Source organism: Nocardia sp. NPDC050717, from assembly GCF_040654275.1.
Taxonomy (GTDB): Bacteria; Actinomycetota; Actinomycetes; order Mycobacteriales; family Mycobacteriaceae; genus Nocardia.
In genome coordinates, this window is the sequence record NZ_JBFAHR010000009.1 from 19609 (window position 1) to 43509 (window position 23901).

Sequence of the window (23901 nt, forward strand, 5' to 3'; positions counted from 1 at the left end):
GTGCCGTGATCGGGGCGGCGAGCGGGGCGTGATCCGCTCGGAGGGATTCGGCTCGTGGTGAGCCGAAAGGTGGTCGGGGTGGGGTGGGGGTGGTTTCGTGTGAACCAGTTCCTGGTTCGAGCGAAAGGCCACCGTATGTCCGTCGATGACGCAGCTGTTTCCGGGAGCGGTGTGCGGGTGGTCAAGCTGGGGGCGCACCTCGGGGCCAGGATCGAGGGTGTGCGGCTCGGGGGCGACCTGGACGCGCGGACAGTGGCCGACATCCGGGCCGCGCTGCACGAGCACAAGGTGATCTTCTTCCGCGGTCAGCACCACCTCACCGAGGACGGCCAGTACGAGTTCGCGCGGCTGCTCGGCACCCCGACCACACCGCATCCCACGGTCACCTCGGCGGGCGCGAAGAGCCTGGCGATCGACTCGCACCAGACCCGATCCAATGTCTGGCACACCGATGTCACCTTCGTCGACCGCGTTCCCAGCGCCTCCATCCTGCGCGCGGTCGCGCTGCCCGCCTACGGCGGCTCGACCACCTGGGCCTCGACGGTCGCCGCCTACCGGTCGCTGCCCGCGCCGTTGCGCCTGCTGGCCGAGAACCTGCGCGCCCGGCACTCCAATCGCTACGACTACGCCGCCGATGTCGAGGACCGTCCCGACGACAAGGACCGCACCTACCGTCGCGAATTCGAGTCGACCTACTTCGAGACCGAACACCCCGTGGTCGAGGTGCATCCCGAGACCGGCGAACGCGCCTTGCTGCTCGGCTGCTTCGTGCAGGAGATCGTCGGCCTGTCCAGCGCCGAATCCCGCGCGCTGTTCCGGCTCTTCCAGGATCGGGTGACCCGCCTCGAGCACACCACCCGCTGGGACTGGTCGCTCGGTGACGTCGCGATCTGGGACAACCGCGCCACCCAGCACTACGCCGTCGACGACTACGACGGCGCGCACCGCCGCCTCACCCGCATCACGCTGGCCGGCGCGATCCCGGTCGGTGTCGACGGCACCCCGAGTACCGTCATCGCGGGCGACGCCGAGGCGTACGCGAGCGCCCCGCTGGGACGCGCGGCCTAGCAATTGACGCTCACCGCAACGCCTTCTGAGCTTCGGGTCCCCGGACCGGCGCCTGTCATGAACTACCCTTCGACGACACGTTTGCCCGGTGCTCGCGCGCGTACAGGTCCTGACCGGCCCGATCCGACGAGGGGATTTCCGTGAACCTGTGGAGTTATGTCCAGGGGCGGGGGGAGGTGCTCGCCTTCCTGACCTACCAGCACGCGTCCCTGGCCTTCCAGACCGTGCTGGTCGGCACCCTCATCGCGCTGCTCATCGCCGTCGCGGTCTACCGGCTGCCGCTGGCCGCGTCGCTCACTCTCACCTCGAGCCGGGTGGCGCTGACCATTCCCTCCCTGGCGCTGCTGGCCCTGCTGCTGGTGCCGTTCGGGCTCGGCGTGGTGCCCTCGTTCCTCATGCTGACCTTCTTCGCGGCGCTGCCGGTGATCGGCAACGCCATCGTCGGCCTGCGCGCGGTGCCGGCCACGGTGGTGGAGTCCGCGCGCGGTATCGGGTTGCCGCGCTGGCGGATCCTGCTGACCGTCGAGTTCCCGATCGCCTGGCCGGTGATCCTCACCGGCATCCGGGTCTCCACGCAGATGATCGTCGGCGTCGCGGCGATCGTCGCCTATGTGCTCGGGCCGGGACTCGGCTCGCTCATCTTCAACGGTCTGTCCCGGCTCGGCGGCGCCAACGCCCTCGAGATGGCGCTGACCGGCACCCTGCTCATCGTCGCGATCGCGTTGGTCTTCGACGCCCTCCTCGTCCTGCTCGGACGACTCACCATCGCCGAAGGACTGTCATGACCGAGGTGACCAGCCAGCCCACCCCCGCGACGCCGGAGCGCAACGTCACCGGCGCGTCCATCACGCTCGACGGGGTCGTCAAGCGGTACAAGGGCCAGCGCACGCCCGCCGTGGAACGCCTCGATCTCGAGATCGAAGCCGGTGACATCGTCGCGTTCGTCGGGCCGTCGGGCTGCGGCAAGACCACCACGCTCAAGATGATCAACCGGCTGATCGAGCCGACCGAGGGCCGGATCCTCATCGGCGGTCGCGACGTCACCAGGGAAGATCCCGACAAGCTGCGCCAGTCGATCGGCTACGTCATCCAGTCCGGCGGGCTGTTCCCGCACTGGTCGGTCGCCAAGAACATCGGCGCCATTCCGCGGGTGCTCGGCTGGGACAGCGCGCGCATCGCCGAGCGGACCGAATACCTGCTCGATCTGGTCGGTCTCGACCCCACCACCTTCGCCGACCGGCTGCCCAAGGACATGTCCGGCGGCCAGCAGCAGCGCGTCGGCGTCGCCCGCGCGCTCGCCGCCGATCCGCCGGTGCTGCTGATGGACGAACCCTTCGGCGCGGTCGACCCGATCACCCGGGTTCGGTTGCAGGACAGCCTGATCGCGATCCAGCAGGAGCTCGGCAAGACCATCGTGATCGTCACCCACGATTTCGAGGAGGCCACCAAGCTCGGTGACAAGGTGCTCATCCTGTCCGAGGGCGGGCACGTCGAGCAGTACGCGCGACCGGAGGAGATCCTCACCGATCCGGCGACACCGTTCGTGGAGGAGTTCGTCGGGTCGGGCGCCAAGCTCGCGTACCTGACCGTCTCCCGGGTGCGTGACGTGGAGGTCGACCCGGTCACCACCGCCCGGATCGGCGAACCCGCGCAGACGGTGATCCAGCGGGCGAAGGCGGCGGGCCACACCTGGGTGGTGGTCGTCGACGCGGCGGGCCGCCCCCGGTCGTGGCCGTCGCTGACCGAGGTGGCGAGCAAGCCGGAGGTGTCGGACTACCTCGACCGCAGGCTGCCGGTGGTCGCGCAGTCCTCCACGCTCAACGACGCGCTCGACGCGATGCTGGCCGCCAGTCAGGGCGCCACGCTCGTCACCGACGGCCGCGGCGCGGTCGTCGGCTCGCTCAGCATCGGGTCGGTGACCGAGGTGATCCAGACCAAGCTGGCCGAGGGCCACGCCGCCGAGGCCGCGCCCTCCTACGAGACCTACGTCGACGGGTCCGATCCGACGCCGACGCCGATCGTCGCCGCCGACGACCTCCCCGGAACGGCCGAACCGTCGTGAACCGATGGCGCCGCGTCCCGGTCGACGTGTGGTTCGAACCGATCGTCATCCTGGTGATCGGCATCGGCTACCTGCTCTGGTACCGCTCGACGACCTTCACCCCGACCGAACAGGCCGCGCTCGGCTGGTCGACGCTGCGCACCACGATCGGTGAGCACATCCGGCTCACGGTCGTCGCCACGGTGATCGTGGTGGTGGTCGCCATTCCGCTGGGTATCGCGCTCACCAGACCCGCGCTGAAGCGGCTCGAGCCGCTCGCGGTGAACATCGCCAACATCGGTCAGGCCGCGCCCGCGGTGGGGCTGCTCGTGCTGTTCACCTTCTGGCTCGGCACCGGATTCCGCACGGCGATCGTGGGTCTGGTCGTCTACGCGATCCTGCCCATCCTGCAGAACACGATCATCGGGCTGCGGCAGGTGGACCAGCGCACCATCGAGGCCGCCCGCGGCATCGGCTTCTCGGCCGTGCGCACGCTGGTCCAGGTGGAGTTGCCGCTCGCGGTGCCGGTGATCCTGAACGGGGTGCGCACCGCGCTGGTCATCCTCGTCGGCACCGCCACGCTGAGCACGTTCATCGGCGCGACCAGCCTGGGCACGCTCATCACCACCGGGGTCACGCTGTTCCTGCCCAAGCTGCTCATCTCCGGCGCCGTCCTGGTCGGCCTGTTGGCGCTGACCATCGACTGGCTCGGCCGGCTCGTCGAACTGGCCGCGACCCCACGAGGAATCTCATGAGACGGCTGATCCCGGCGCTCGTCGCGACGATGGCGCTGCTCACCGGCTGCGGGCTGGTGAGTTCCTCGGGGACCTTCCACGACGCGAGCCTGCCCGGCGATGAGCGCCCGCTCGACGGCGCGAAGCTCGTCGTCACCTCGAAGAGCTTCACCGAGGGCGTGCTGCTCGGCAAGATCACCGCGACCTACCTCGCGGCCGCAGGCGCCACCGTCACCGATCTGACCGGCGCGCCCGGCTCGGCCTCCTCGCGCCAGGCCCAGCTCAACGGCCACGCCGACGTGCTGTGGGAGTACACCGGCACCGGCTGGGTGAATTACCACAACCAGACCGAGACGATCGCCGATCCCGACGAGCTGTGGCGCCGCGTGCACGACATCGAGCGCCGCGACCACGATCTCGAATGGCTGGCCCCGGCGAACTTCAACGACACCTACGCCTTCGCCGCGTCGACCCCGACCGCCGAACGGCTCGGCGTCCGATCCCTGACGGCGGCGGCCGCGCTGCCCGTTTCGGAGCGCACCTTCTGCGTCGACGACGAATTCTTCAGCCGCTCCGACGGTTTCCTGCCGATGCTGCAGAAATACGGGATCCCGTACAACGATCCGAACGGCGTGCCCGCGGGCAATGTCACCCGGATGGACGCGGGTGTGGTCTACACGGCCACCGCCCGCAGCGCGCCCTGCAACTTCGGCATGGTCTACACCACCGACGGTCGGGTCAAGAACCTGAATCTGGTCGTCTTGGACGACGACAAGAAGTACTTCCTGCCCTACAGCGGCACCGCGGTCGTGCGCGGCGCGGTCATCGAGCGGCACCCCGAGCTCAAGGACCTGCTCGGCACCATCTCCGAACGCCTCACCGACGATCTGATGCAGGAACTCAACGGCCGCGTGGACATCGACGGGGAGGACCCCGCCGACGTGGCCTACGACTGGTTGCGGAGCGAGGGGCTGATCGAGTAGTCCGGCGCCGGAGCGGGATTCACCGCGCCGGCCTCAGTTCGTGCCGAATTCCTTGCGGTAGTGCTCGGACAGGGCCGGGAAGTAGTCGTCGAAGTTCACCGTGGCGGGGTCGCGGTCCGCCTCGGCGGCGACCAGGCGATCGAGGTAGTAGTCCCAGCCCGGCCCGACGCCCTCGGCCATGGTGGGGTCGGGCACGTTCTGGGCGAAGACCAGGGTGGTGATGCCTGCCTCCTCGGTGAGATCCAGGCGCAACTGCCAGTGTTCGGGATCGTCGCCGTCGTGCGGCGACGACGTGGTGATCCGCAGGCGGTGCGGTGCCTCGCACTCATCGATGCGGAACCCCTCGGCGGGCGTCTCGCCTTCGAACAACATCTGGAAGGTCACCTGGCCGGTCGCCGGGTCGCCGGTCCAGGTACCGAGCCAGCGCGCGAGGCGCTGCGGCTCGGTGACCGCGGCCCACACGTCCTCGATCGGCGCACGGAAGGTGCGGGTCCATTCGCAGTAGGTGCCGTCGGTGTGTTCGCGGCGGTGGCCGGTCGCGGTGGGAGTGGTCATGCTGTCTGCTCCTTGTCGGTCTCGATGCCGGTGGTGCGGCGTTCCCTGGTGGTCCGGCGAACCTCGAGGTCGAGGCCGTCGAGCGCGTGCTCCGGAATCGGGGGCGCGGCGGGCCGCAACCGTTCCAGATAGCGGTGGAGGGGTTCGAGGCCCGTCGAGGCGAGGCGATAGTGCCGTTCGCGCCCGTGCGCTTCGGCGCTGACCAGGCCCGCCTCGGTGAGCAGCCGCAGGTGCTTGCTGATCGCGGGTCGGCTGATCGGATACTCCGCGGCGAGGTCGACGACCCGGGCCGGGGCACCGGCGAGTCGTTCGAGCAGGTCACGCCGGACCGGGTCGGCCAGAGCTTCGAACACGTCCACCCTCTAATTGGTAACCTATCGATTACCAATCGTCAAGGGTTGCTCATCGGGAACGAGTGGGGAGTCAGGTCAGCTGCGGTGCCACCTCCGCGGCGACGAGCTCGAGGTGGTCGAGGTCCGACAGGTCGAGGACCTGCAGATACAGGCGGGAGATGCCGGTCAGCTCGTGGTAGCGGCCGATCTTGTCGACCACCTCGGCCGGGGTGCCGGTGAGTCCGTTGACGCGCAGCTCGTCGACCTCGCGGCCGATCGCGGCGGCTCGGCGGGCCACCTCGGCGTCGTCGCGGCCGACGCACACGACCTGCGCCGCCGAGCGGATGATCTCGTCCGGGTTCCGGCCGATCGCGCGAGCGGCGGCTGCCACGCGGTCGAACTGCGCGATGGCCGTGTCGGGGTCGGCGAAGGGCAGGTTGAACTCCTGGGCGAAGCGGGCCGCCAGCTCCGGCGTGCGCTTCTTGCCGGTGCCGCCGATGATCACCGGCGGACGCGGCCGCTGGACGGGCTTGGGCAGCGCGGGGGACCGCGTCAGCTCGTAGTGCTTGCCGACGAAGTCGAAGGTCTCACCGACCGGGGTCTCCCACAGCCCGGTGATGATCTCTAGCTGCTCGGCGTAGCGGTCGAACCGCTCGCGCACCTCCGGGAGCGTGATCCCGTACGCGGTGTGCTCGTCGGCGAACCAGCCCGCGCCGAACCCGAAATCCACTCGGCCACCAGACATCTGGTCGACCTGCGCGACGGAGATGGCCAGCACCGCGGGATGCCGGAAGGTCGCGGCGGTCACCAGCGTGCCCAGCCGGATCCGGGAGGTCTCGCGGGCCAGGCCCGCCAGGGTGATCCACGCGTCGGTGGGGCCGGGCAGACCGGACACGCTACCCATGTGCAGGTAGTGGTCGGAGCGGAAGAACGCGTCGTAGCCCGCGTCCTCGGTGGCCCGCGCGACACGGAGGAGATCGTCGTAGGTCGCGCCTTGCTGGGGTTCGGTGAAGATCCGTAGGTCCACGCGCTCCAACGTACCGTGCACCGGACACCCTCCCGTGCGTGGCGCGACGGCCTGAACGGATCGAGCCCGCGCGGTCTGCTGCCGCGCGGGCTCGACGCTCATTCGCTGAGGCGGTGGGTGCCGTCGCGGACGGTACCGACGAACTCCTCGATGAGGTCCTCCAGCGCCACCACACCGACGGTGTTGCCCCGGCCGTCCACCACCCGGCCCAGATGCGAGTTGGTGCGGCGCAGCCGCGCCAGCGCCTCGTAGAGCGCGGTGCCCGTGCTCACCGTCGGCAGCGGCCTGATGTCGGTGCGGGGGATCTGGGTGTCGGGTCCGGCGGTGTCGTCGGCCACCTTGTCGAGCACGTCCTTCACGTGCAGATAGCCGACCAGCGAGCCGTCGGCGGCCCGCACCGGGTACCGCGAGAAGCCGGTCTCGCCGACCGCCGCCTCGATGTCACCGAGGGTGGTTCCGTTGCCGCGCAACGGCACCGAGCGGGCCTGGGCCAGCGGCACCATCACATCGCCGACGATGCGCTCGGAGGTGCCGAGCGCCTGGGTGAGCCTGCGGTGCTCCTCCTCGTCGAGCAGTCCCTCCGAGCGGGACTCGCCGATCATCTCGGCCAGCTCCACCGTCGACACCGTCGCCTCCAGCTCGTCCTTGGGCTCCACCCGCAGCATCCGCAGCGAGATGTTGGCCAGGAAGTTGTACAGCGCGATGAGCGGGCGCGCGATCCGCAACCACACCAGGTGGACCGGCACCAGCAGCAGCGCGGAGCGCTCCGGCCCGGCCAGCGCGATGTTCTTCGGCACCATCTCGCCCAGCAGGATGTGCAGGATCACCACCAGCGTCAGCGCCAGGGTGAACGACACCGGATGCAGCAGCTGATCGGGCATGCCGAGCGCGTGGAACGGCTGCTCGAGCAGATGCGCCACCGCGGGCTCGCCGACGCGGCCGAGCAGGATCGAACAGATGGTGATGCCGAGCTGGGCCGCCGCCAGCATGATCGAGAGGTTCTCGCCCGCCGCGATGACGGTCTCGGCCTTGCGCTTGCCCTGCGCGACAAGGGCTTCCAAGCGGTCGCGGCGCGCCGAGATCAGCGCGAACTCGGCGGCGACGAAGAACGCGTTCGCCGCCAGCAGCACGATGGTCAGCACGATGCCGAACAGGTCACCCATGGTGGTGCTCCCGTGCCGCCAGGTTCTCCGCGTCCACCGGGATCAACCGCACCCGGTCGATGCGGCGGCCGTCCATCCGGTCCACCCGCGCGATCCAGCCGCCGCCGGTGCCGCGGGATTCGGGCAGCACCACTTCCTCCCCGGTCGCCGGGATCTGTCCCAGCTGGGTCAGCACCAGGCCGCCCAGGGTCTCGTATTCGCCTTCGGGCGCCTCGTAGCCCGTCGCGCGCGACACCTCGTCGATGCGCAGCAGTCCCGAGCAGTCCCAGCCGTCGGAGACCCGGCGGACATCGCGTTCCTCCTCGTCGTGCTCGTCGCGCACATCGCCGAGGATCTCCTCGATCAGATCCTCCATGGTGACCAGGCCCGCGGTGCCGCCGTATTCGTCGACGACCAGCGCCACCTGCATACCGTCGGCGCGTACCCGCTCGAGCACTTCGTCGCCGTCGAGACTGGCGGGCACGATCGGCACCGCCACCGCCAGCTTGCTCAGCGGGATGTGCTTGCGCAGATGCGCCGGATGGGTGAACGCCTGCTTGACGTGCACCACGCCGAGCGAGTTGTCCAGGTCGCCGTCGATGACCGGGAACCGGGAGTAGCCGGTGCGGGCGGAGGCCGCGATGAGGTCGGCGATGGTGTCGTCGCGGTCGAGGGATTCGACCTTCACCCGCGGTGTCATCAGGTCTTCGGCGCTGCGCTCACCGAATTCCAGTGAACGGTCCATCACCTGCGCGGTGCGCTGGTCCATGGCGCCGCGCAGCGCCGAAGTGCGCACCAGCGAGCCGAGTTCCTGCGGGGAACGCGCTGAGCGCAGCTCCTCGGCGGGCTCGATGCCGAGCCTGCGCACGATCCAGTTGGCGGCGCCGTTGAGGAACCGGATCAGCCACTTGAACAGCGCGGAGAACCAGATCATAGGGCCCGCGGTGAGCCGGGCCGTCGACATCGGTTCGGCGATCGCGATGTTCTTGGGCACCAGCTCGCCGTAGATCATCGACAGCGAGGTGGCCAGCACCAGTGCCAGCGCGAGGGCGACACCCTGCGCGGCGCCGGGGCCGAGCCCCACCGCGTCCAGCAGCGGCGCGAACAACCGGGCGAGCACCGGCTCGGCGATGAAGCCGGTGATCAGCGTGGTGATGGTGATGCCGAGCTGCGCGCCGGAGAGCTGGAACGACAGGGTGTTGTGGGCCTGCTTGACCAGCCGGGACCGCACGTCACCGGCGCGCGCGGCGGCCTCGACGGAGCTGCGTTCCAGGGCGGTGAGGGAGAACTCGGCGGCGACGAACAACGCCGTACCGAGGGTGAGAGCGACGAAACCGATCAGGCTGAGCACGGTCAGCACGGGGGACATCCTCAGCACCACCCGGACACGGTGGCGGGGACGGATCGAACGGACGCTGCGGAAAGGAGGTCGCGGACGCCGGGTTTGTCACCCGGCTCCGTAGAGGAACCCTCCTGTGTGGCGCCCTTGGACGCGGGTGACAACTGGATCCTTTCGGTGGAAGAAGCATGCCGATACCGGCAACACCATAGTAATCGGTCCCCACCGATGATGTGTCAGCGGCGCGGGCCGGCCCCTGGGGAACCGGCCCGGCGCGGTCACCAGCCGCTGGGCAGCGGGCGTCCCTCCGCGAAGCCCGCGGCGGACTGCACGCCCAGCACGGCGCGCTCGTGGAACTCCGGCAGCGAGCGGGCGCCCGCGTAGGTGCAGGAGCTGCGCACGCCCGAGCAGATGTGGTCGATGAGGTCCTCGACACCGGGGCGCTCGGGATCCAGGCGCATCCGCGAGCTGGAGATACCCTCCTCGAACAGGGCCTTGCGGGCGCGGTCGAAGCCGCTGTCGGCGGCGGTGCGGGCGGCGACGGCCCGCTTGGACGCCATGCCGAAGCTCTCCTTGTACTTGTTGCCGTCGCGGTCGACGCGCAGGTCGCCAGGGGACTCGTAGGTGCCGGCGAACCACGACCCGATCATCACGTTCGAGGCGCCCGCGGCGAGCGCCAAGGCGACATCGCGCGGGTGCCGCACGCCGCCGTCGGCCCACACGTGCACGCCGAGTTCCTTTGCCGCCGCGGCACATTCGGCCACCGCGGAGAACTGCGGGCGGCCGACGCCGGTCATCATGCGGGTGGTGCACATGGCGCCGGGTCCGACACCGACCTTGATGATCGTCGCGCCGGCCTCGGCCAGGTCGCGGGTGCCCTCGGCCGAGACCACGTTGCCCGCGACCAGCGGCAGCCCGAGTCCGAGATCGGCGACGGTGCGCAGGGATTCGAGCATCTTGGTCTGGTGGCCGTGCGCGGTGTCGAGGACGAGCACGTCGGCGCCCGCCTCGGCCAGCGCCTTCGCCTTGGCGGCCACGTCGCCGTTGATGCCGACCGCGGCCGCGATCCGCAGCTTGCCGTTCGCGTCGACGGCGGGGGTGTAGATGCCGGCACGGATCGCGCCGGTGCGGGTCATCACGCCGGCCAGGGTGCCGTCGGTGTGGGTGAGCACGGCGAGCTGGGCGTGTGATTCGGCGAGGCGGTCGAAGATCTCGCGCGGGGACAGATCGACGGGCGCCTGCACGAAATCGGTGACGGCGACCTCGCGCAACCGCGCGAACCGGTCCACATCGGCACAGGCTCCCTCGGTGACGACGCCGACGGGCTTGCCGTCCTCGACCACGATCACCGCGCCGTGCGCGCGCTTGTGCATCAGCGCCACCGCGTCCGACACCGACTGGTCGGGATCGAGGGTGACGGGGGTGTCGGCGGTGAGCGAGCGGCTCTTCACGAACGCGATGGTGTCGGCGGCCGCCGGGATCGGCAGATCCTGGGGGAGCACCACGAGGCCACCGCGCCGGGCGACGGTCTCGGCCATCCGCTTGCCCGCGACGGCGGTCATGTTCGCGACCACGAGGGGGATGGTGGTGCCGGTCCCGTCGACGCTGGCCAGGTCCACATCGAACCTGGACGCGACATCCGTCCGGTTCGGGACGAGGAAGAGGTCGTCGTAGGTCAGATCATACGGCGGCTGGGGTCCCGGAAGAAATCGCACTTGGTCGATGATAGCGCTGTGAGCGCCGGCGTGCGCAACACCTCAGCGCACGGTGTCGCGCTGCGGCTCCGCCTGCGACCGGCACAGCTGCACGGTGGTCACGCACAGCACGATCACGCAGGCCACGACCACGATCAGGCCGAAGCCGCCGGTGCGTAACCGCTCGTCGAGGGCGGTGAGGCCGAGGAACGCCGCGGCCAGCGGTTCGGCCACCGTCGCCGCGGGCAGCGAGGCCACCAGCGGCCCGACCTGGTAGGCGCGCTGCTGCAGGGCGAACCCCAGCAGACCCGCGGCGACCAGCGCCCAGGTCTGCCAGCCTGCGAGCACGGCGCCGAGGCCGTCGCCGAACAGCGCGACGACCCGGTCGGTGAGCGCGGCGGCCAGACCGAACAGGCAGCCACCGGCGAGGCCGAGGGCCAGTGCCTGCTCGGCACGATCCGCGCGCAGGAATCCCGCCGCGGTCGCCGCCGCCACGACACCGAGCAGAATCGCCAGGGGCGCCAGCCAATCGCGCAGCGGCGCCGTCTCCGCGCCCGCGGTCGGATGGCCGACGACGAGGAAGACCACCAGCGCGGTGACCAGGACGAGCGCGGTCGCCGCGGCCCGGCCGGTGACGCGCTGCCGGTTCAGCCGCGCCGCCAGCGGCAGGGCGAAGACGAGCGAGCACACCAGGATCGGCTGCACGAGCAGTACCGCGCCGAAGCCGAGGGCGAGCACCTGCATGCCGTAGCCGCCCACGTCCCCGACGATCGCCGCCCACCACCGCGGGCTGCGCATCAGCCCGCCGGCCAGGGCCTGGCCCTGCGGCACCGCCGCGGCGGCCCGCTGCTGCGTCACCGAGGACACCGCGAACAGCAGCGCGGCCAGCAGGGCGCACACGATCGCGAGGATCGGACGGTCCGTCACCTGTTCAGTGTGGCGGATCCGCGCGGCGGTGCCCACGGTGGCGGGCCGTGTGTCGGGGCCGCCGCAGGCGCGGCGGGGGCCGAGGCCACGGGGCGAGCTCGTCGCCGCTGGTTTCGGCGGCCGGGGAACGGCGGGCGGCCTACCGAAACACGCGTGGCCGAACCGTATTCGGTTCGGCCACGCGGTGATTCGGGACGGTGCGGGGATTCAGTTTGCGGTGCGGTTGCGGTGGGTCGCCGAACCCGCCGGACGCGCGGCGCGACGCCGCGAATTCGTCGGCGTGTCGCCGCTGCGGGCGTGTCCGCCCGCGCCCGCGGGCTTGCGGCCGCGGGTCTCCCCGGCCGGACGTTCCCGGCGCGGCGCGCCGCCACGGCTGTGACCCTGCGACGCCTCGGAACCCGGTGCGCCACCGGACCTTCCGCGGCGCGGGCGTCCGCCGCCGGGCGACTTCGGCGCGTTCTGGACCGGCGCGGCGGGCGCGGCCAGGGCGATGCCGCTTGGCTTGCGGGCGCCGGTGATCTCCACCAGGTTCCGGTCGCCGGGGCGCACGTCGACACCGTCGGTCCGCACGCCCGCCTTGCGGGTCATCGCGGCGACGTCCTTGCGCTCCTCGTCGGTGACCAGGGTGACCACCACACCGTCCTCCCCGGCGCGCGCGGTACGCCCGGCGCGGTGCAGGTAGGCCTTGTGCTCGGCGGGCGGATCGAAGTGCACCACCAGCGAGACGCCGTCGATGTGGATGCCGCGCGCGGCGACATCGGTGGTGACCAGCACCGGCACCGAACCGTCGGCGAAGGCCGCCAGCGTCCGGGTGCGGTTGTTCTGCGCCTTGCCGCCGTGCAGCGAGCCCGCGGCGACACCGGCACCGCGCAGCTGCTTGGCGAGGCGGTCGGCGCCGTGCTTGGTGCGCACGAACATGATGGTCAGGCCCTCGCGCGCGGCGATCTCGGTGGCGACGGTGCGCTTGACGTTCTTGTCGCGCACATACAGCAGATGGTGCGACATCGTCGTCACCGACGCCTCCGGCGGCGCGGTGGAATGGGTGACGGGCTGGTTCATGTAGCGCTTGACCAGCTTGTCGACGTCACCGTCGAGAGTGGCCGAGAACAGCAGGCGCTGACCGTCTTTCGGCGTGCGGTCCAGCAGCCGGGTGACCTGGGGCAGGAAGCCCATGTCGGCCATGTGGTCGGCCTCGTCGAGCGCGGTGATCGTCACGTCGGACAGGTCAGCGGCGCGCTGCTTGATCAGGTCGTCGAGGCGGCCGGGGGTGGCGATGAGCAGGTCCACGCCGCGCGCGAGCCGGTCGGCCTGGCGCTTGATCGGCGCGCCGCCGACGACGGAGGCGACACGGAGGCCGAGCGAGAGCGCGGCCTCGTCGAGGGCGCGCTCGATCTGGGTCGCCAGTTCGCGGGTGGGCACCAGGACCAGGCCGCGCGGGCGGCCGGGCTTGGCGGAGGCGCCGATGAGGCGGGTCAGCATCGGCAGGCCGAAGGCCAGGGTCTTGCCCGAGCCGGTCGGGCCGCGACCGAGCACGTCACGGCCGGCGAGCGCGTCGCCGATGGTGGCGGCCTGGATGGGGAAGGGCTTCTCGATGCCCGCGTTGCGCAGGGTCTGGACCAGGGCGACGGGCAGACCGAGGTCGGCGAAGGTGGCGTCAGGACGCGTGGAGGTAGACAAAATGGCCTTTCGTTGGGCTGCGCATCGCACTGGAAGATGACCGGTGCCGATGACCCGGAGCCGCGCACGACGGGCCCGGGGTGCGGCCCAGCAGGAAGGACCGGTCTCCCAGGATAGGCGTGTTCGCGCTCGCGTGGGTAAACAGGCAGGTCAGCCGATGGTTTGTACCGGTGGTTGTCTGGGTGGTCGGGTACGGACCTGGAACGGCCGAGCGGGGGTGGGAAAGCGCCGAACGGAAACGCCTGATCGCCAGGTCAGCCGTGGAAGAGGCGGTTGAGCTCCTGCAACCACGGCACCGCGACGGCGAGGGTCGGCACCACCAGGATCGCGGCCGAACCGAGGTAGGCGGCCGTGGCGACTCTCACGTCCCCGGTGTGCCCGGCGAGACGTTGAATGCGGATCAGCGTGGTCGGCCCACCCGCGGCGAGCGCGCCCTGCGGCGCGGTCGACTTCGCGCACGCGACGAGCGCGCGGGCCAGCGGTTTGGGCCCGGTCACCTTCACCGCGGAATCGTCGGCGAGCAGCTCGATGAGCAGTTTCACCGAGCCGAGCGCCGCCTTGCTGCGGACCACCCGGGGAAAGGCCTCGTGCACGGCGGTGAACGCCTCGAGCACCAGGTCGTGGCGGGCCCGCAGATGCGAGCGCTCGTGGCTCACGATCGCGGTGACCTCGGCGTCGTCGAGGTTGGTGAGGGTGCCTTCGCTGAGCACGACCCGCTGGCGCAGGCCGGGCAGGCAGTAGGCGATGGGTTCGGTGGCGGCGAGCACCCGGATGTCGGCGGCCCGGCGCACCGGGCCGCTCTGATCGAGCAGATCGACCAGCATGCGGTGCCGGGACCTGCGGCGACGGGTGTGCACGCCCACGCGCACGATGGAGAACATCAACCGGGCGCCGACCATCAGGGTCAACGCGAAGACCGTGACGTACACCGTCCACAGCGGCAGACCGAGCGCGTCGATCTCCTTGGTGGGAGAGGTGGTCGGCCTACCGTCGGGGCCGGGGACGAGCAGCAGACTGGCGATGGCCAGCCCGGAGCCGAAGGCGCTGAGCACCGCGGCCAGCGCGATGGCCTGCCACAACACCAGCGCCGCGCGTGGCGTGCGGTGCACCCAGGTCGCGCGGCTGAGCAGTGCGGGCACCGGCCCTGCGAGAAGCAAGGCGAGACCTGCGAAGACTGCCGCGGTTGCGTTCATCGACTCTGCTCACTGCGTTGTGGGGCCAGGGGCGCTCACGTCGTTGTGAGAGCCGCCAGGAGTCTAGCTGCTCTGCTCGTCGGATTCGAGCTTGGCGAGGGCCTCGCGGAGGGCGTCGGCCTCGTCCTTGCCGACCTGTTCCACGAAGTGCACCAGCGCGGCGGCGCGGCTGCCCGCGGCGTCGGCCTGCTGCAACGCGTCCACCATCAGGCTCGCGACCAGCTCGTCGCGGGTGTGCACCGGTGCGTATCGATGCGCGCGGTCATCGCGGCGCTGCACCACCAGATTCTTCTTCGCCAGTCGCTGCAGCACCGTCATGACCGTCGTGTACGCGAGCTCGCGCCGCGCGGCCAGTGCTTCGTGGACCTGCCGCACCGTCTGCGGTTCGTCGGCCGACCACAACTGGTCCATGACCGCTTTTTCGAGTTCGCCGAGTCCTGCCATCCCACAATTTTACGGACTCAACGACAAAGATGCGTACTACAGATTGTCGTAACGGGGGGTTTGCTGGTGTGTCATTCGTCATACCCGTCGGCGCCGTGCACGTGCCGGGTGCCGATCGGGACGATGAGCGGGCGCCCCGAGACCGGGTCGGTGAGCACGGTCGCCTCGAGCCCGAACACCTCGGCGAGCAGTTCGGCGGTGACGATCTCGGCGGGCTTGCCCTGCGCCACGATCCGGCCCTGCGCCATCACCACGAGCTCGTCGCTGTAGCGGATGGCGAGGTTGAGGTCGTGCAGCACCATCACGATGGTGCGGCCGAGGTCGGCGTGCAGGCGGTCGACGAGGTCGAGGACCTCGAGGCTGTGCGCGAGGTCGAGATAGGTGGTCGGCTCGTCGAGCAACAGGATGTCGGTGCCCTGGGCCAGCGCCATCGAGATCCAGGCGCGCTGGCGCTGGCCGCCGGAGAGCTCGTCGAGGGTGCGTTCGGCCAGGTCGGCGATGCCGGTCTGGGCCAGCGCGGCCGCCACCTCGGTCTCGTCGTCGGCCGACCACTGCCGCAGCCAGGACTGGTGCGGGTGCCTGCCGCGGGCGACCAGGTCGGCGACGGTCAGGCCCTCCGGGGCGACCGGGGTCTGCGGCAGCATCCCGACGACCCTGGCCACGTCCTTGGTCTTCATCGTCGAGATGGCTTTGCCGTCGAGCACGACCTGGCCCGCGCGCGGGCGCAGCAGCCGTCCGAGGGACTTGAGCAGCGTGGACTTGCCGCAGCCGTTGGGTCCGATGACGGTGGTGACCACCCCGGGCGCGATGTCGAGGCTGAGCTCGTCGACGATCACCCGCTCGCCGTAGCCGAGGGAGACGCTGTCGGCGGCGAGGCGATGGGCGGGGCTGGTCATGAGAGCGTGGCCTTCCGGTTCATGCGGACGAGCAGATACAGCAGGAACGGTCCGCCGAGCGCGGCGGTGACGATACCGACCGGCAGTTCGACGGGCAGCAGCGTGCGCGAGACGATGTCGGCCCCGGCGACCAGGCCCGCGCCGGTGAGCGCGGAGGCGATGAGCGGTTCGCCGGGCGTGCGCAGCGCCATCCTGGCGATCTGCGGCGCCGCCAGCGCCACGAAGCCGACCGGCCCGACCGCCGCCGTCGCGACCGAGGCCGCCACCACGGACGCGCCGATCAGCAGCGCCTGCTGGGACTGGATCCGCACGCCGAGCACCCGCGTCGACTCCTCGCCCAGGCGCAGCGCCGCCAAAGTGCGGGCCGAGACCAGCGCCACCGTGGTGACCACGGTGAGCGCGATCGCCGCGGGCACCACGCGGGCGATGTCGGCCGCGGCCAGCGAGCCGTTGAGCCAGATCTGGGCCCTCGCGGCGTCGGTGAGGGTGGCCCTGGTGAGCAGCCAGCTGATCACCGACATGAGCACCGCGTTGACGCCGATGCCGATGAGCACGAGCCGGAAGCCGGTGACGCCCTGTTCGCCGGATCGCCCACGTCCCCAGGCGAGCACATAGATCAGTGCCGCCGTGAGCAGCCCGCCCAGCAGCGCGGCCAGCGGGGCGCCGACGGTCGCGATCAGCCCGGTGGTCACGCCACCGCTGCCGACCAGCACCGCGACCGCGCCGACGCTGGCGCCGGTGGTGATGCCGAGCACGTCCGGTCCGGCCAGGGGATTGTGCAGGATCGACTGCATCAGCGCGCCGGAGAGCCCGAGCGCGGCACCGACCACCACGGCCGTGAGCGCGCGCGGCAGCCGGGACTCCATGATGATGAACCGCTGCGACCGGGTGCCGCCGCCGCCGAGCACCTCGAGGACGCGGCCCAGCGGGATCCGGGTGTCGCCGACGGCGATGTCGAGGCAGAACAGGCCGAACACCAGCACCGCCAGCGCGAGGACCACGCCGAACAGCACGGGCCGCAGGACCAGTGACACCGGTCCCACCCGCAGCGCCGGTCGCACCCGGGCCACGGCCTCCCGTGGCGTGTCGGCCTCGATCGTGCTCACAGACTCACCAACTTCTTGCGGCGTACCAGCGCGATGAAGAACGGGGCACCGATCGCGGCCAGCATCACCCCGACCTGCAGCTCGCCCGGCCGGGCGACCACCCGTCCGGCGATGTCGGCCACCAGCAGCAACAGCCCGCCGAGCAACGCCGAGTAGGGGATCAGCCACCGATTGTCCGGTCCGGTGATCGTGCGCGCGAGATGGGGCACCACCAGACCGAGGAACGCGATCGGCCCGACCGCCGCGGTCGCCGCGCCGCTGAGCAGCACGATCGCGCACAGGCCGAAGGCACGCGCCCTGCCGAGATCGACGCCGAGCCCGCGCGCGACGTCGTCGCCGAGGCTGAGCAGGTTCAGGTTCGGCGCGGCCGCGACCGCCATCGCCATGCCGAGGACGAGGAAGGGCAGCACCTGCCAGAACACGTCGGCCTCGCGACCGTTCACGGTGCCGACCACCCAGAAGCGATAGGTGTCAAGCGCCGCGTTGTCGAGCACGACCACCGCGTTCGTCATCGCCTGCAGAAACGCGGTCAGTGCCGCGCCCGCGAGCACCAGGCTCAACGGGCTTGCCTTACCGCCGCCGATCGAGGACACCCCGAACACGATGACGCCCGCGATCGCGGAGCCGGCGAAGGCGAACCAGATGTACTGGCCGGGCATCGTGAAGCCGAACAGATAGATGCTGAGCGCGGCCAGGAAGCCCGCGCCGGCATTGAGTCCCAACAAACCGGCATCAGCGAGCGGATTCCGGGTATACCCCTGGATGAGCGCGCCCGCGCTGCCCAGTGCCATGCCGGTGATCAGGGCCAGCGCGGTGCGCGGTAGACGCAGCTCACGCACGATCTCCTCGGCGGTGGAGCCGGCCGCGCAGCGGAACGGGCCGCCGTCGCAGCCGAGAGCGTGCACGACGGCGTCTAGCACCGTGGTGGGTGCGAGCGAGCGGGTCCCGATGGCGATGCTCGCGAGCACTGCCACGGCGAGCAGTACCGCGAGCAGAAGAAGCCCGGTCAGACGACGGCGTCTGACACTGCCAGGGTGGATCACGGCGACGAACTTCTCCTGCCTCGATACCGGACACGACTTGTGAAGTCTGGTAAGCCTAACCTATGTTTCGTGACATCATCGTCACGGGAGCCCAGCGTTCGAGGAGGTTCGATGCCCGAGCCCGTCACCACCACCGCCATGACCCGCACCACCGCCGCGTTCGATCGCGCGTGCGCCAGGTTGCAATCGCTGCAACCCGAACATCCGCGGGTCTACGCCGTGGCGGCGATGGCAGGTCAGGGCAAACGCCGCTGGTGGCACGTCCCCAACGGTCTGTCCGAGGGGCGCGTCGAACTCATGTACCGCAGGCACGCCGCGGAGATGATCAACGACGACATCGCCGCCGAGGTGGTGGCGACCGCGCTCATCCACGCCGTCGTCGGCCGGGTGACCGCGCTGTTCGTGCTCGACGCGCAGGCCTGGGATCCTGGCCGCGACAACCTGTGGATCCATCACGACAACGACGGCGGCATCGACTGGGCGGGCTTGTCCGACACCACGATTCGCGTCGTCGACGGCGATCCCGACGCCGCCGACCCCGGCACGGTCGCGCTGCCGTGCGAGGCGGCGATGGCGGTCTGGCTGGCCCAGCGGTGCGCCTCGGCGCTGATCCCGCTGCAGTCGGTGCTCACCCGCTGCTCCGGACTGCCCGCGCGCCGGTTCTGGTCGCTGGTGGGCGAATCCGTCATCGGCGCCGCGACCTATGTGCCCGACCTGGCCCGCGTCGACGGCGCCGCCGGTGCCCGCCGCGGCCAGCTGCTGCTCGGCGCGCTCACCGACCGCGGCCTCCCGGTCCGGCGCACCGGCTGCCTGCAACGCTAGGACGCCGGCGCGGGCACGTCCCGGCCCAGCGCCGCGGCGAGTTCGCGGAACGACCGCACCAGCAGGTCGCCGTAGTGCTCCGGGTCCGGCATCATCGCCGCGTCGGTCGTCACGGCGATCACGATCTCCTCGCCCTGCGAGGTGATCAGATGGCGCAGGCCGTCGCCGTCGAGGATCGGCAGCGAGCCGACCACGCGCCGGATCGGGCGGTCGAGGAAGGCCAGGCTGTCGGTCACCGGCGGCACATTGCTGATGGTGGTGTTGCACAGCGGCACCGTCGCGGCGGCGTCGAAACGTCGCTGTGCCCTTGCCCATCCGGCCGCGCGGAGCAGCAGCGCGGGCGCGGTCTCGACTCGCCGGTCACCGCGCAGCACCACCGGGTTCGCGGTGCGCTGTTTGGCCATGCCCGCCGACCGCTGGATCGCGGCGAGCCGCTCGGCGGGGTCGGCGATGTCGGTGTGCAGGTCGACGATCATCTGGGTGAGCTGATTGGCCGAATTCCAGTCGGCCACACCGCGCATCGACATCGGGACCATGGCGGCCAGTGAGCCGTCCGGAGTCTCGCCGTGCTCGGCGAGCCAGGCCGCGAGCGCACCGGCGATCGTCGTCAGCATCAGGTCGTTGATCGTGACCCGGTACGGCGCGGCGGCTTTGGCGGCCAGCACCTCGGCCATCGGAATCGGCAGCAGGTGAAAGGTCAACGCGGCGTGGACGTCCCGGTTGAACCGCGTCGCCGGACGTAGTGCGACCGGTTCGTGGATCGTGCCCGCCTCGACCAGTCCCCGCAGTTCCGCACCGGCCGCCGCGGCGCGCCGCAATCCACCGGCGAAGCGGACGGGCGCGGCGAGGAACGCGCCGGCCGTCCGTGCTGCGGTGCGCAGCGACGACGGCGGGTCGAGGCGGATCGCCGGCGCGGGCTCCGGCCCGAACAGCTTGCGCTCGAGCGCGCGGGTCGCGACGCCGTCCCCGGCACTGTGATGGAACTTGAGCACGATGACCGTGGCCGTGCCGGGCAGGGCGGGCACGCCCTCGACGCCGTCGAGGAGATGGAGCTCCCACGGCGGCCGGGTGAGATCCATCCGCGCCGCGGTGATCTCGGCGATCCGGGCGCGCGCCGCCGCCCACGACCCGTCGCCGGGCCGGTCGAGGACGACGTGCTCGGGCACCGACAGTCCGGGGTCGGGCACCCACGACGGCAGATCCAGGTCCAGCGGTACCCGCCGCAGGGTCCGATGGAACAGTGCCGCGTGGCCGATGTTCGCGCGCGCCCAGTCCAGCACCTCGTCGCGGGTCAGCGGCGCCCGCCCCGACGCGTCGGCGATGTACACCGCGACCACGTTGGACAGGTGCCGGTCGGTCTCGTCGTAGACGAACACCGCGTCGCGCGGGTCCAGCCGCTCGGCGCGGACCCGGAGTTCGGCACTCATATGCCGAGCGCTGTCGCCATCATCGGCCACGAGGCGTGCAGATCGTCCTCCCAGTAGCCCCACGAATGGGTGCCCGTCGGGCGGATGTTGTAAGTGATATTCGTGCGGCCGAGTTCTCGCGTGCGCTGCGCCAGATTCGCCGTGCAATACGCGGTCGCGGCCTCGATCCCGCCGCCGACGAGCATTTGATTCGTCAGAATCGAATTCGGATTCTTGCCGTTGATGTGCACGCGCGGATTCGACAAAGTGTCGTGCGGCCCCGGCAATCCGGTGCCCGCGGAAATATAGATCGGAATATCAGGCAAACGATGAGCTTGCACATAGGGGTCGTGCTCGCGCCAGGCGGCGTCGGTGGCCGGACCCCACATGTTCTCGACGTCGCCGCCGCCCATTCGCACGACCAGCGAGACGAACGCCCGGCCGATCGGGTCGCTGGTCATCGCGCAGCCGCTGTAGGCGGAGACGCTGCGGTACAGCTCGGGCGCCTGGATCGCCAGATCCAGCACCGACGTGCCCGCCATCGAGATGCCTGCCAGCGAGTTCACCCCGTTGGTGCCGAAGGTCGCGTCGATCACCGGCGGCAGTTCGCGGGTGAGGAACGTCGTCCACATGTTGTTGCCGTTGTTCTCGAGGTTCTTCGCGAGTCCGGCGTCGGGCCGCTGCCAGTCGGTGTAGTAGCTGAACGCGCCCTCCATCGGGATGACGACGTTGACGTGCTTGTCCGCGAAGAACCCACCCGCGTCGGTCTGCCCGGGCCAGTTCGCCGAATCCTCGCCGCCGCCCGCGCCGTTGAGCAGGTAGAGCGTCGGCGCCGGGGTCGCGGTGTCGGTGGGGCGCAGGACTCGCAGCGCGATCGTGCGGTCCATGGCGGGGGAGTAAACGGTGATGTCGACGACCTGGCCGGAGCGGGTCTGGCTCACCAGCCGGGCGCCGGGAGCGGCCGCTGCCTGCGTGGCGTCGACGAACACGGGGGCCGCGGCGACGGCCAGAACGCAGACGGCCGACATGATGCCGCGGAGCATTTCGTTCTTCATGGTGGTGCGAGCCTGCTGACTTCTCGGGCGGGAGCGGGGGCCGGCCGGATGACGGCCGACCCCCGGTCGCGCTGACCTACGTGCGCTGGGATTACTTGCCCGGAGTCGGCGTGCCGCCGCTGAGGCTGATCAGCGCCTGCACGAAGGGCAGCGCCGCGTCGCTGAGGCTGCCCGCGCCGGTCTCCAGCAGTTCGTAGAGGGAACCCATGTCTTCCTCCTGATGGTGGTGAGGTGGATCAGGCCCGGAATCGAGCCGAGGTGCCGTCGAGCACCGGGTCTACGGGAAGAAGGCCTCCACCGAACCCAGGAAGGCGGCGAGCAGGCCGTCGCCCTCGGCCGCGGAACCCAAGCCCGCGATCGCCGCCATCATCAGCTCAGTCAACGAACCCATGGTCTAACTCCTTGCTTGTCGAGCATCGTCACAAGCCGATCGCTCCTGTGACGCCGGTAACATATCGCGTTCGCCGTAATGTGGCAAACGGGTGTTTCACTCAGTGAACCGCCTGGTCAGCCGCCGATGGGCGTGCCGCCGCTGAGGGAGATCAGTGCCTGGACGAACGGCAGGGCGCCATCGCCGAGGCTGGCCATGCCGGTCGCGAACATTTCGTAGAGCGATCCCACTTCTACTCCTTCGGGGACGGGTGATTCGGCGTTTCGGCCGAATTCGGGGGTGGTCGGCGGATCGAACTACGGGAAGAACGATTCGAGCGAGCCCAGGAAGGTCTCGAGCAAGAGGTCGCCCTGGTTCGCGGATGCCATTCCGCCCAGGATGCCGAGTAGTAGCTCATCGAACGAGCCCATGTGGTATCTCCTTGCGCTTTTTCTGGAAGCAGTCATCACGATCGTGTAGCTGATGTGATGCCGGTAACGTAGCGCCGCCGCTGAGGAGTGGCAACAGGGTGTTTCACTCAGACTGATTCGTTCATTTTTTTCTTTCCCGATGGAAGCTACTCGCCCATTGCTGTCGCGGGCGACGGGACTACGTGTGACCTGTAGTTACTGCGACTGTCTGGTACGGAAATCGCCCCTCCGGTGGTGAACGTCGACGTTCACGATGAGTCTGTCAATGGGGCTTGATATCTGGTGATAGCCGTCTGATCTGGGTACTTGAGTGGTCACTCGGCGGCTTCGGCGCGTTGAGGGCGGGTGCCGTCCGGGCGTCGTGGGGCCGTGGGAGTCGGGGGCGCAGGGGTTTCGCTGCCGGCTCGCTCCGGGTTCGCCGGAATCGTCTGATCGTGGGTCGGTACGTGGCCAGGGAATCCTCTTTATTCAAGGATGAAAACGATTCCAAGTAATGCATACAAGCTATGAATAGGAGACATTGCAGGCGGTGGTGTGCCCTGGAAAACGAGTCGGGGGCGGACCTTCCTGGCCCGCCCCCGACTGCTCTACCGTGTTTTACTTACCCGGCGTCGGCGTTCCGCCGCTGACCGAGATCAGTGCCTGGATGAAAGGCAGGACTGCCTCGCTGAGGCTGCCCGCGCCGGTCTGCATCAATTCGTAGAGAGATCCCATGTGCCTGCTCCTGAGGGATGAGGGGTGCCGAACTCGTCAACGAGTTCGGGCGTGTGAGTCGGGGTGGCGCGATTTACGGGAAGAAGGCCTCGACCGAGCCGAGGAAGACTGCCAGCAGGCCGTCGCCCTCGACCGCAGAACCCAATCCCGCGATAGCGGCCATCATTATCTCGGTCAGCGAACCCATGGTGAATCTCCTTGCATGATTGATGAACATCCGGCCGGAAATGGAAATCCGTCGGCCGCGATGTGTGATCACAATCAGATCTCTGTTGTGATGTGGGTAACGTAGCCCCGCTCATTTCCCTCGGCAAGGAAAATCGCCCGATCGGTGCAATTCGGTCCGGCATCCTTCCCGGTGGAAGTACCAGCCGGTGTTGGTGTGCGTCACAACGGATCGCGCCGTGACCTGTACGGATGACCAGTCCCGTCAGTCGGACGGCGAACGTGGACGTTCGCCGTCGTGAATGTCAATCCCCCTGGAGGTATCCGAACGGTCCGTAGGTCTCGCCGCCGATCCGGGCCGCCTCGTCGATGTAGTGCGCCAGTGCCTGCCGGGACCGGGCCAGTGCGTCCAGCTGATCGTCCAAGCGCCGCAACCTGGTTCGCATGGCCGCCAGCAACTCGGGGCAGCCGGCGAGTTCGGGGGCTTCCCCGGTCGCGCAGGGGAGCAGGTAGGCGATGTCGTCGGTGGACAGTCCGGCGTCGAGGAGATGCCGGATCTGCTTCACCTTCACGACATCGGTCCGGTCGTAGACCCGGTAGCCGGTCGTGGTGCGGTCCGGTTCCAGCAGGCCCTGCGCTTCGTAGTACCGCAGCTGGTGTGCCTTGACCCCGCTCAGCCGGCTCAGCTCGCCGATGTGCACGGTTTCTCCTTGACCTTCATACCGGTGTGAATGTTC

The 23901-nt window shown here is 70.0% G+C and carries 22 protein-coding genes; 6 read left to right on the top strand and 16 right to left on the bottom strand.

Features of this window, described 5'->3' with window-relative positions; all coding sequences use genetic code 11:
* The first annotated feature begins 135 nt into the window (after positions 1-135).
* The 5 genes from AB0H56_RS18875 (at position 136) to AB0H56_RS18895 (ending at position 4826) form a co-directional block, all read left to right on the top strand.
* Positions 136-1068 carry a TauD/TfdA family dioxygenase gene (locus AB0H56_RS18875; RefSeq protein ID WP_357164588.1) on the top strand — a complete coding sequence of 311 codons (933 nt, stop codon included), beginning with the start codon at positions 136-138 and terminating at the stop codon, positions 1066-1068.
* A 140-nt stretch (positions 1069-1208) separates the two neighbouring features.
* Positions 1209-1853 carry an ABC transporter permease gene (locus tag AB0H56_RS18880; protein ID WP_357164591.1) on the top strand — a complete coding sequence of 215 codons (645 nt, stop codon included), beginning with the start codon at positions 1209-1211 and terminating at the stop codon, positions 1851-1853.
* Positions 1850-3130 (top strand): ATP-binding cassette domain-containing protein, encoded by a 1281-nt coding sequence (locus AB0H56_RS18885; protein WP_357164594.1) that lies wholly within the window; start codon positions 1850-1852, stop codon positions 3128-3130. Before AB0H56_RS18880 ends, AB0H56_RS18885 begins: the two co-directional genes overlap by 4 nt.
* Positions 3127-3864: an ABC transporter permease gene (locus tag AB0H56_RS18890; protein ID WP_357164597.1), complete on the top strand. Its 738-nt coding sequence runs from the start codon at positions 3127-3129 to the stop codon at positions 3862-3864. Before AB0H56_RS18885 ends, AB0H56_RS18890 begins: the two co-directional genes overlap by 4 nt.
* Positions 3861-4826, top strand: a complete 966-nt coding sequence (locus tag AB0H56_RS18895) for a glycine betaine ABC transporter substrate-binding protein (RefSeq protein ID WP_357164600.1) — start codon at positions 3861-3863, stop codon at positions 4824-4826. Before AB0H56_RS18890 ends, AB0H56_RS18895 begins: the two co-directional genes overlap by 4 nt.
* A gap of 33 nt (positions 4827-4859) precedes the next feature.
* Here the strand turns inward: AB0H56_RS18895 and AB0H56_RS18900 are convergent, their stop codons facing one another.
* The 13 genes from AB0H56_RS18900 to AB0H56_RS18960 all read right to left on the bottom strand — a co-directional run bounded on the left by AB0H56_RS18900 (position 4860) and on the right by AB0H56_RS18960 (position 18132).
* Entirely contained in the window at positions 4860-5381 is a 522-nt protein-coding gene (locus tag AB0H56_RS18900; protein ID WP_357164603.1) for an SRPBCC family protein, read from the bottom strand.
* Positions 5378-5740, bottom strand: coding sequence for a metalloregulator ArsR/SmtB family transcription factor (locus AB0H56_RS18905; RefSeq protein ID WP_357164606.1), 363 nt, complete (start codon positions 5738-5740; stop codon positions 5378-5380). Before AB0H56_RS18905 ends, AB0H56_RS18900 begins: the two co-directional genes overlap by 4 nt.
* Before the next feature lie 64 nt (positions 5741-5804).
* A complete protein-coding gene (locus tag AB0H56_RS18910; protein WP_357164609.1) occupies positions 5805-6740 on the bottom strand; it encodes an LLM class F420-dependent oxidoreductase in 936 nt (311 codons plus the stop codon).
* A gap of 98 nt (positions 6741-6838) precedes the next feature.
* Positions 6839-7903, bottom strand: coding sequence for a hemolysin family protein (locus AB0H56_RS18915; RefSeq protein ID WP_357164612.1), 1065 nt, complete (start codon positions 7901-7903; stop codon positions 6839-6841).
* A complete protein-coding gene (locus AB0H56_RS18920; protein ID WP_357164615.1) occupies positions 7896-9251 on the bottom strand; it encodes a hemolysin family protein in 1356 nt (451 codons plus the stop codon). The genes AB0H56_RS18915 and AB0H56_RS18920 overlap by 8 nt, the downstream gene beginning before the upstream one ends.
* 248 nt (positions 9252-9499) lie before the next feature.
* Positions 9500-10936: a GuaB1 family IMP dehydrogenase-related protein gene (locus AB0H56_RS18925; protein ID WP_110035416.1), complete on the bottom strand. Its 1437-nt coding sequence runs from the start codon at positions 10934-10936 to the stop codon at positions 9500-9502.
* A gap of 42 nt (positions 10937-10978) precedes the next feature.
* Entirely contained in the window at positions 10979-11842 is an 864-nt protein-coding gene (locus AB0H56_RS18930) for a DMT family transporter (protein ID WP_357164618.1), read from the bottom strand.
* 207 nt (positions 11843-12049) lie between these two features.
* The gene (locus AB0H56_RS18935; protein WP_357165229.1) at positions 12050-13474 is read right to left on the bottom strand and encodes a DEAD/DEAH box helicase; all 1425 of its coding nucleotides are present in this window, start codon (positions 13472-13474) and stop codon (positions 12050-12052) included.
* Positions 13475-13773: 299 nt separating this feature from the next.
* Positions 13774-14712: a M56 family metallopeptidase gene (locus AB0H56_RS18940; RefSeq protein WP_232999471.1), complete on the bottom strand. Its 939-nt coding sequence runs from the start codon at positions 14710-14712 to the stop codon at positions 13774-13776.
* Positions 14713-14775: 63 nt separating this feature from the next.
* Positions 14776-15156, bottom strand: a complete 381-nt coding sequence (locus AB0H56_RS18945) for a BlaI/MecI/CopY family transcriptional regulator (protein ID WP_110035413.1) — start codon at positions 15154-15156, stop codon at positions 14776-14778.
* A gap of 71 nt (positions 15157-15227) precedes the next feature.
* A complete protein-coding gene (locus AB0H56_RS18950) occupies positions 15228-16052 on the bottom strand; it encodes an ABC transporter ATP-binding protein (protein ID WP_232999470.1) in 825 nt (274 codons plus the stop codon).
* Positions 16049-17158 carry an iron chelate uptake ABC transporter family permease subunit gene (locus AB0H56_RS18955; RefSeq protein ID WP_357164623.1) on the bottom strand — a complete coding sequence of 370 codons (1110 nt, stop codon included), beginning with the start codon at positions 17156-17158 and terminating at the stop codon, positions 16049-16051. The genes AB0H56_RS18950 and AB0H56_RS18955 overlap by 4 nt, the downstream gene beginning before the upstream one ends.
* Positions 17155-18132: an iron ABC transporter permease gene (locus AB0H56_RS18960; RefSeq protein ID WP_357164626.1), complete on the bottom strand. Its 978-nt coding sequence runs from the start codon at positions 18130-18132 to the stop codon at positions 17155-17157. The genes AB0H56_RS18955 and AB0H56_RS18960 overlap by 4 nt, the downstream gene beginning before the upstream one ends.
* 180 nt (positions 18133-18312) lie before the next feature.
* Here AB0H56_RS18960 and AB0H56_RS18965 point away from each other — a divergent pair, with 180 nt between their 5' ends.
* Positions 18313-19023, top strand: a complete 711-nt coding sequence (locus AB0H56_RS18965; protein ID WP_357164629.1) for a hypothetical protein — start codon at positions 18313-18315, stop codon at positions 19021-19023.
* Here the strand turns inward: AB0H56_RS18965 and AB0H56_RS18970 are convergent.
* The 3 genes from AB0H56_RS18970 to AB0H56_RS18980 form a co-directional block, all read right to left on the bottom strand.
* Positions 19020-20450: a wax ester/triacylglycerol synthase family O-acyltransferase gene (locus AB0H56_RS18970; protein WP_357164632.1), complete on the bottom strand. Its 1431-nt coding sequence runs from the start codon at positions 20448-20450 to the stop codon at positions 19020-19022. The two genes, AB0H56_RS18965 and AB0H56_RS18970, sit on opposite strands and share 4 nt — an antisense overlap.
* A complete protein-coding gene (locus AB0H56_RS18975; RefSeq protein WP_357164635.1) occupies positions 20447-21484 on the bottom strand; it encodes an alpha/beta hydrolase family protein in 1038 nt (345 codons plus the stop codon). The genes AB0H56_RS18970 and AB0H56_RS18975 overlap by 4 nt, the downstream gene beginning before the upstream one ends.
* Positions 21485-23469: 1985 nt before the next feature.
* Entirely contained in the window at positions 23470-23865 is a 396-nt protein-coding gene (locus AB0H56_RS18980) for a MerR family transcriptional regulator (RefSeq protein ID WP_357164638.1), read from the bottom strand.
* Between the last annotated feature and the right edge of the window lie 36 nt (positions 23866-23901).

Coding starts and splice junctions, on each gene's coding strand:
- AB0H56_RS18940 (WP_232999471.1), bottom strand. CDS start 14,712: ATGAACGCAACCGCGGCAGTCTTCGCAGGTCTCGCCTTGCTTCTCGCA.
- AB0H56_RS18950 (WP_232999470.1), bottom strand. CDS start 16,052: ATGACCAGCCCCGCCCATCGCCTCGCCGCCGACAGCGTCTCCCTCGGC.
- AB0H56_RS18885 (WP_357164594.1), top strand. CDS start 1,850: ATGACCGAGGTGACCAGCCAGCCCACCCCCGCGACGCCGGAGCGCAAC.
- AB0H56_RS18895 (WP_357164600.1), top strand. CDS start 3,861: ATGAGACGGCTGATCCCGGCGCTCGTCGCGACGATGGCGCTGCTCACC.
- AB0H56_RS18970 (WP_357164632.1), bottom strand. CDS start 20,450: ATGAGTGCCGAACTCCGGGTCCGCGCCGAGCGGCTGGACCCGCGCGAC.
- AB0H56_RS18875 (WP_357164588.1), top strand. CDS start 136: ATGTCCGTCGATGACGCAGCTGTTTCCGGGAGCGGTGTGCGGGTGGTC.
- AB0H56_RS18915 (WP_357164612.1), bottom strand. CDS start 7,903: ATGGGTGACCTGTTCGGCATCGTGCTGACCATCGTGCTGCTGGCGGCG.
- AB0H56_RS18975 (WP_357164635.1), bottom strand. CDS start 21,484: ATGAAGAACGAAATGCTCCGCGGCATCATGTCGGCCGTCTGCGTTCTG.
- AB0H56_RS18900 (WP_357164603.1), bottom strand. CDS start 5,381: ATGACCACTCCCACCGCGACCGGCCACCGCCGCGAACACACCGACGGC.
- AB0H56_RS18965 (WP_357164629.1), top strand. CDS start 18,313: ATGCCCGAGCCCGTCACCACCACCGCCATGACCCGCACCACCGCCGCG.
- AB0H56_RS18920 (WP_357164615.1), bottom strand. CDS start 9,251: ATGTCCCCCGTGCTGACCGTGCTCAGCCTGATCGGTTTCGTCGCTCTC.
- AB0H56_RS18945 (WP_110035413.1), bottom strand. CDS start 15,156: ATGGCAGGACTCGGCGAACTCGAAAAAGCGGTCATGGACCAGTTGTGG.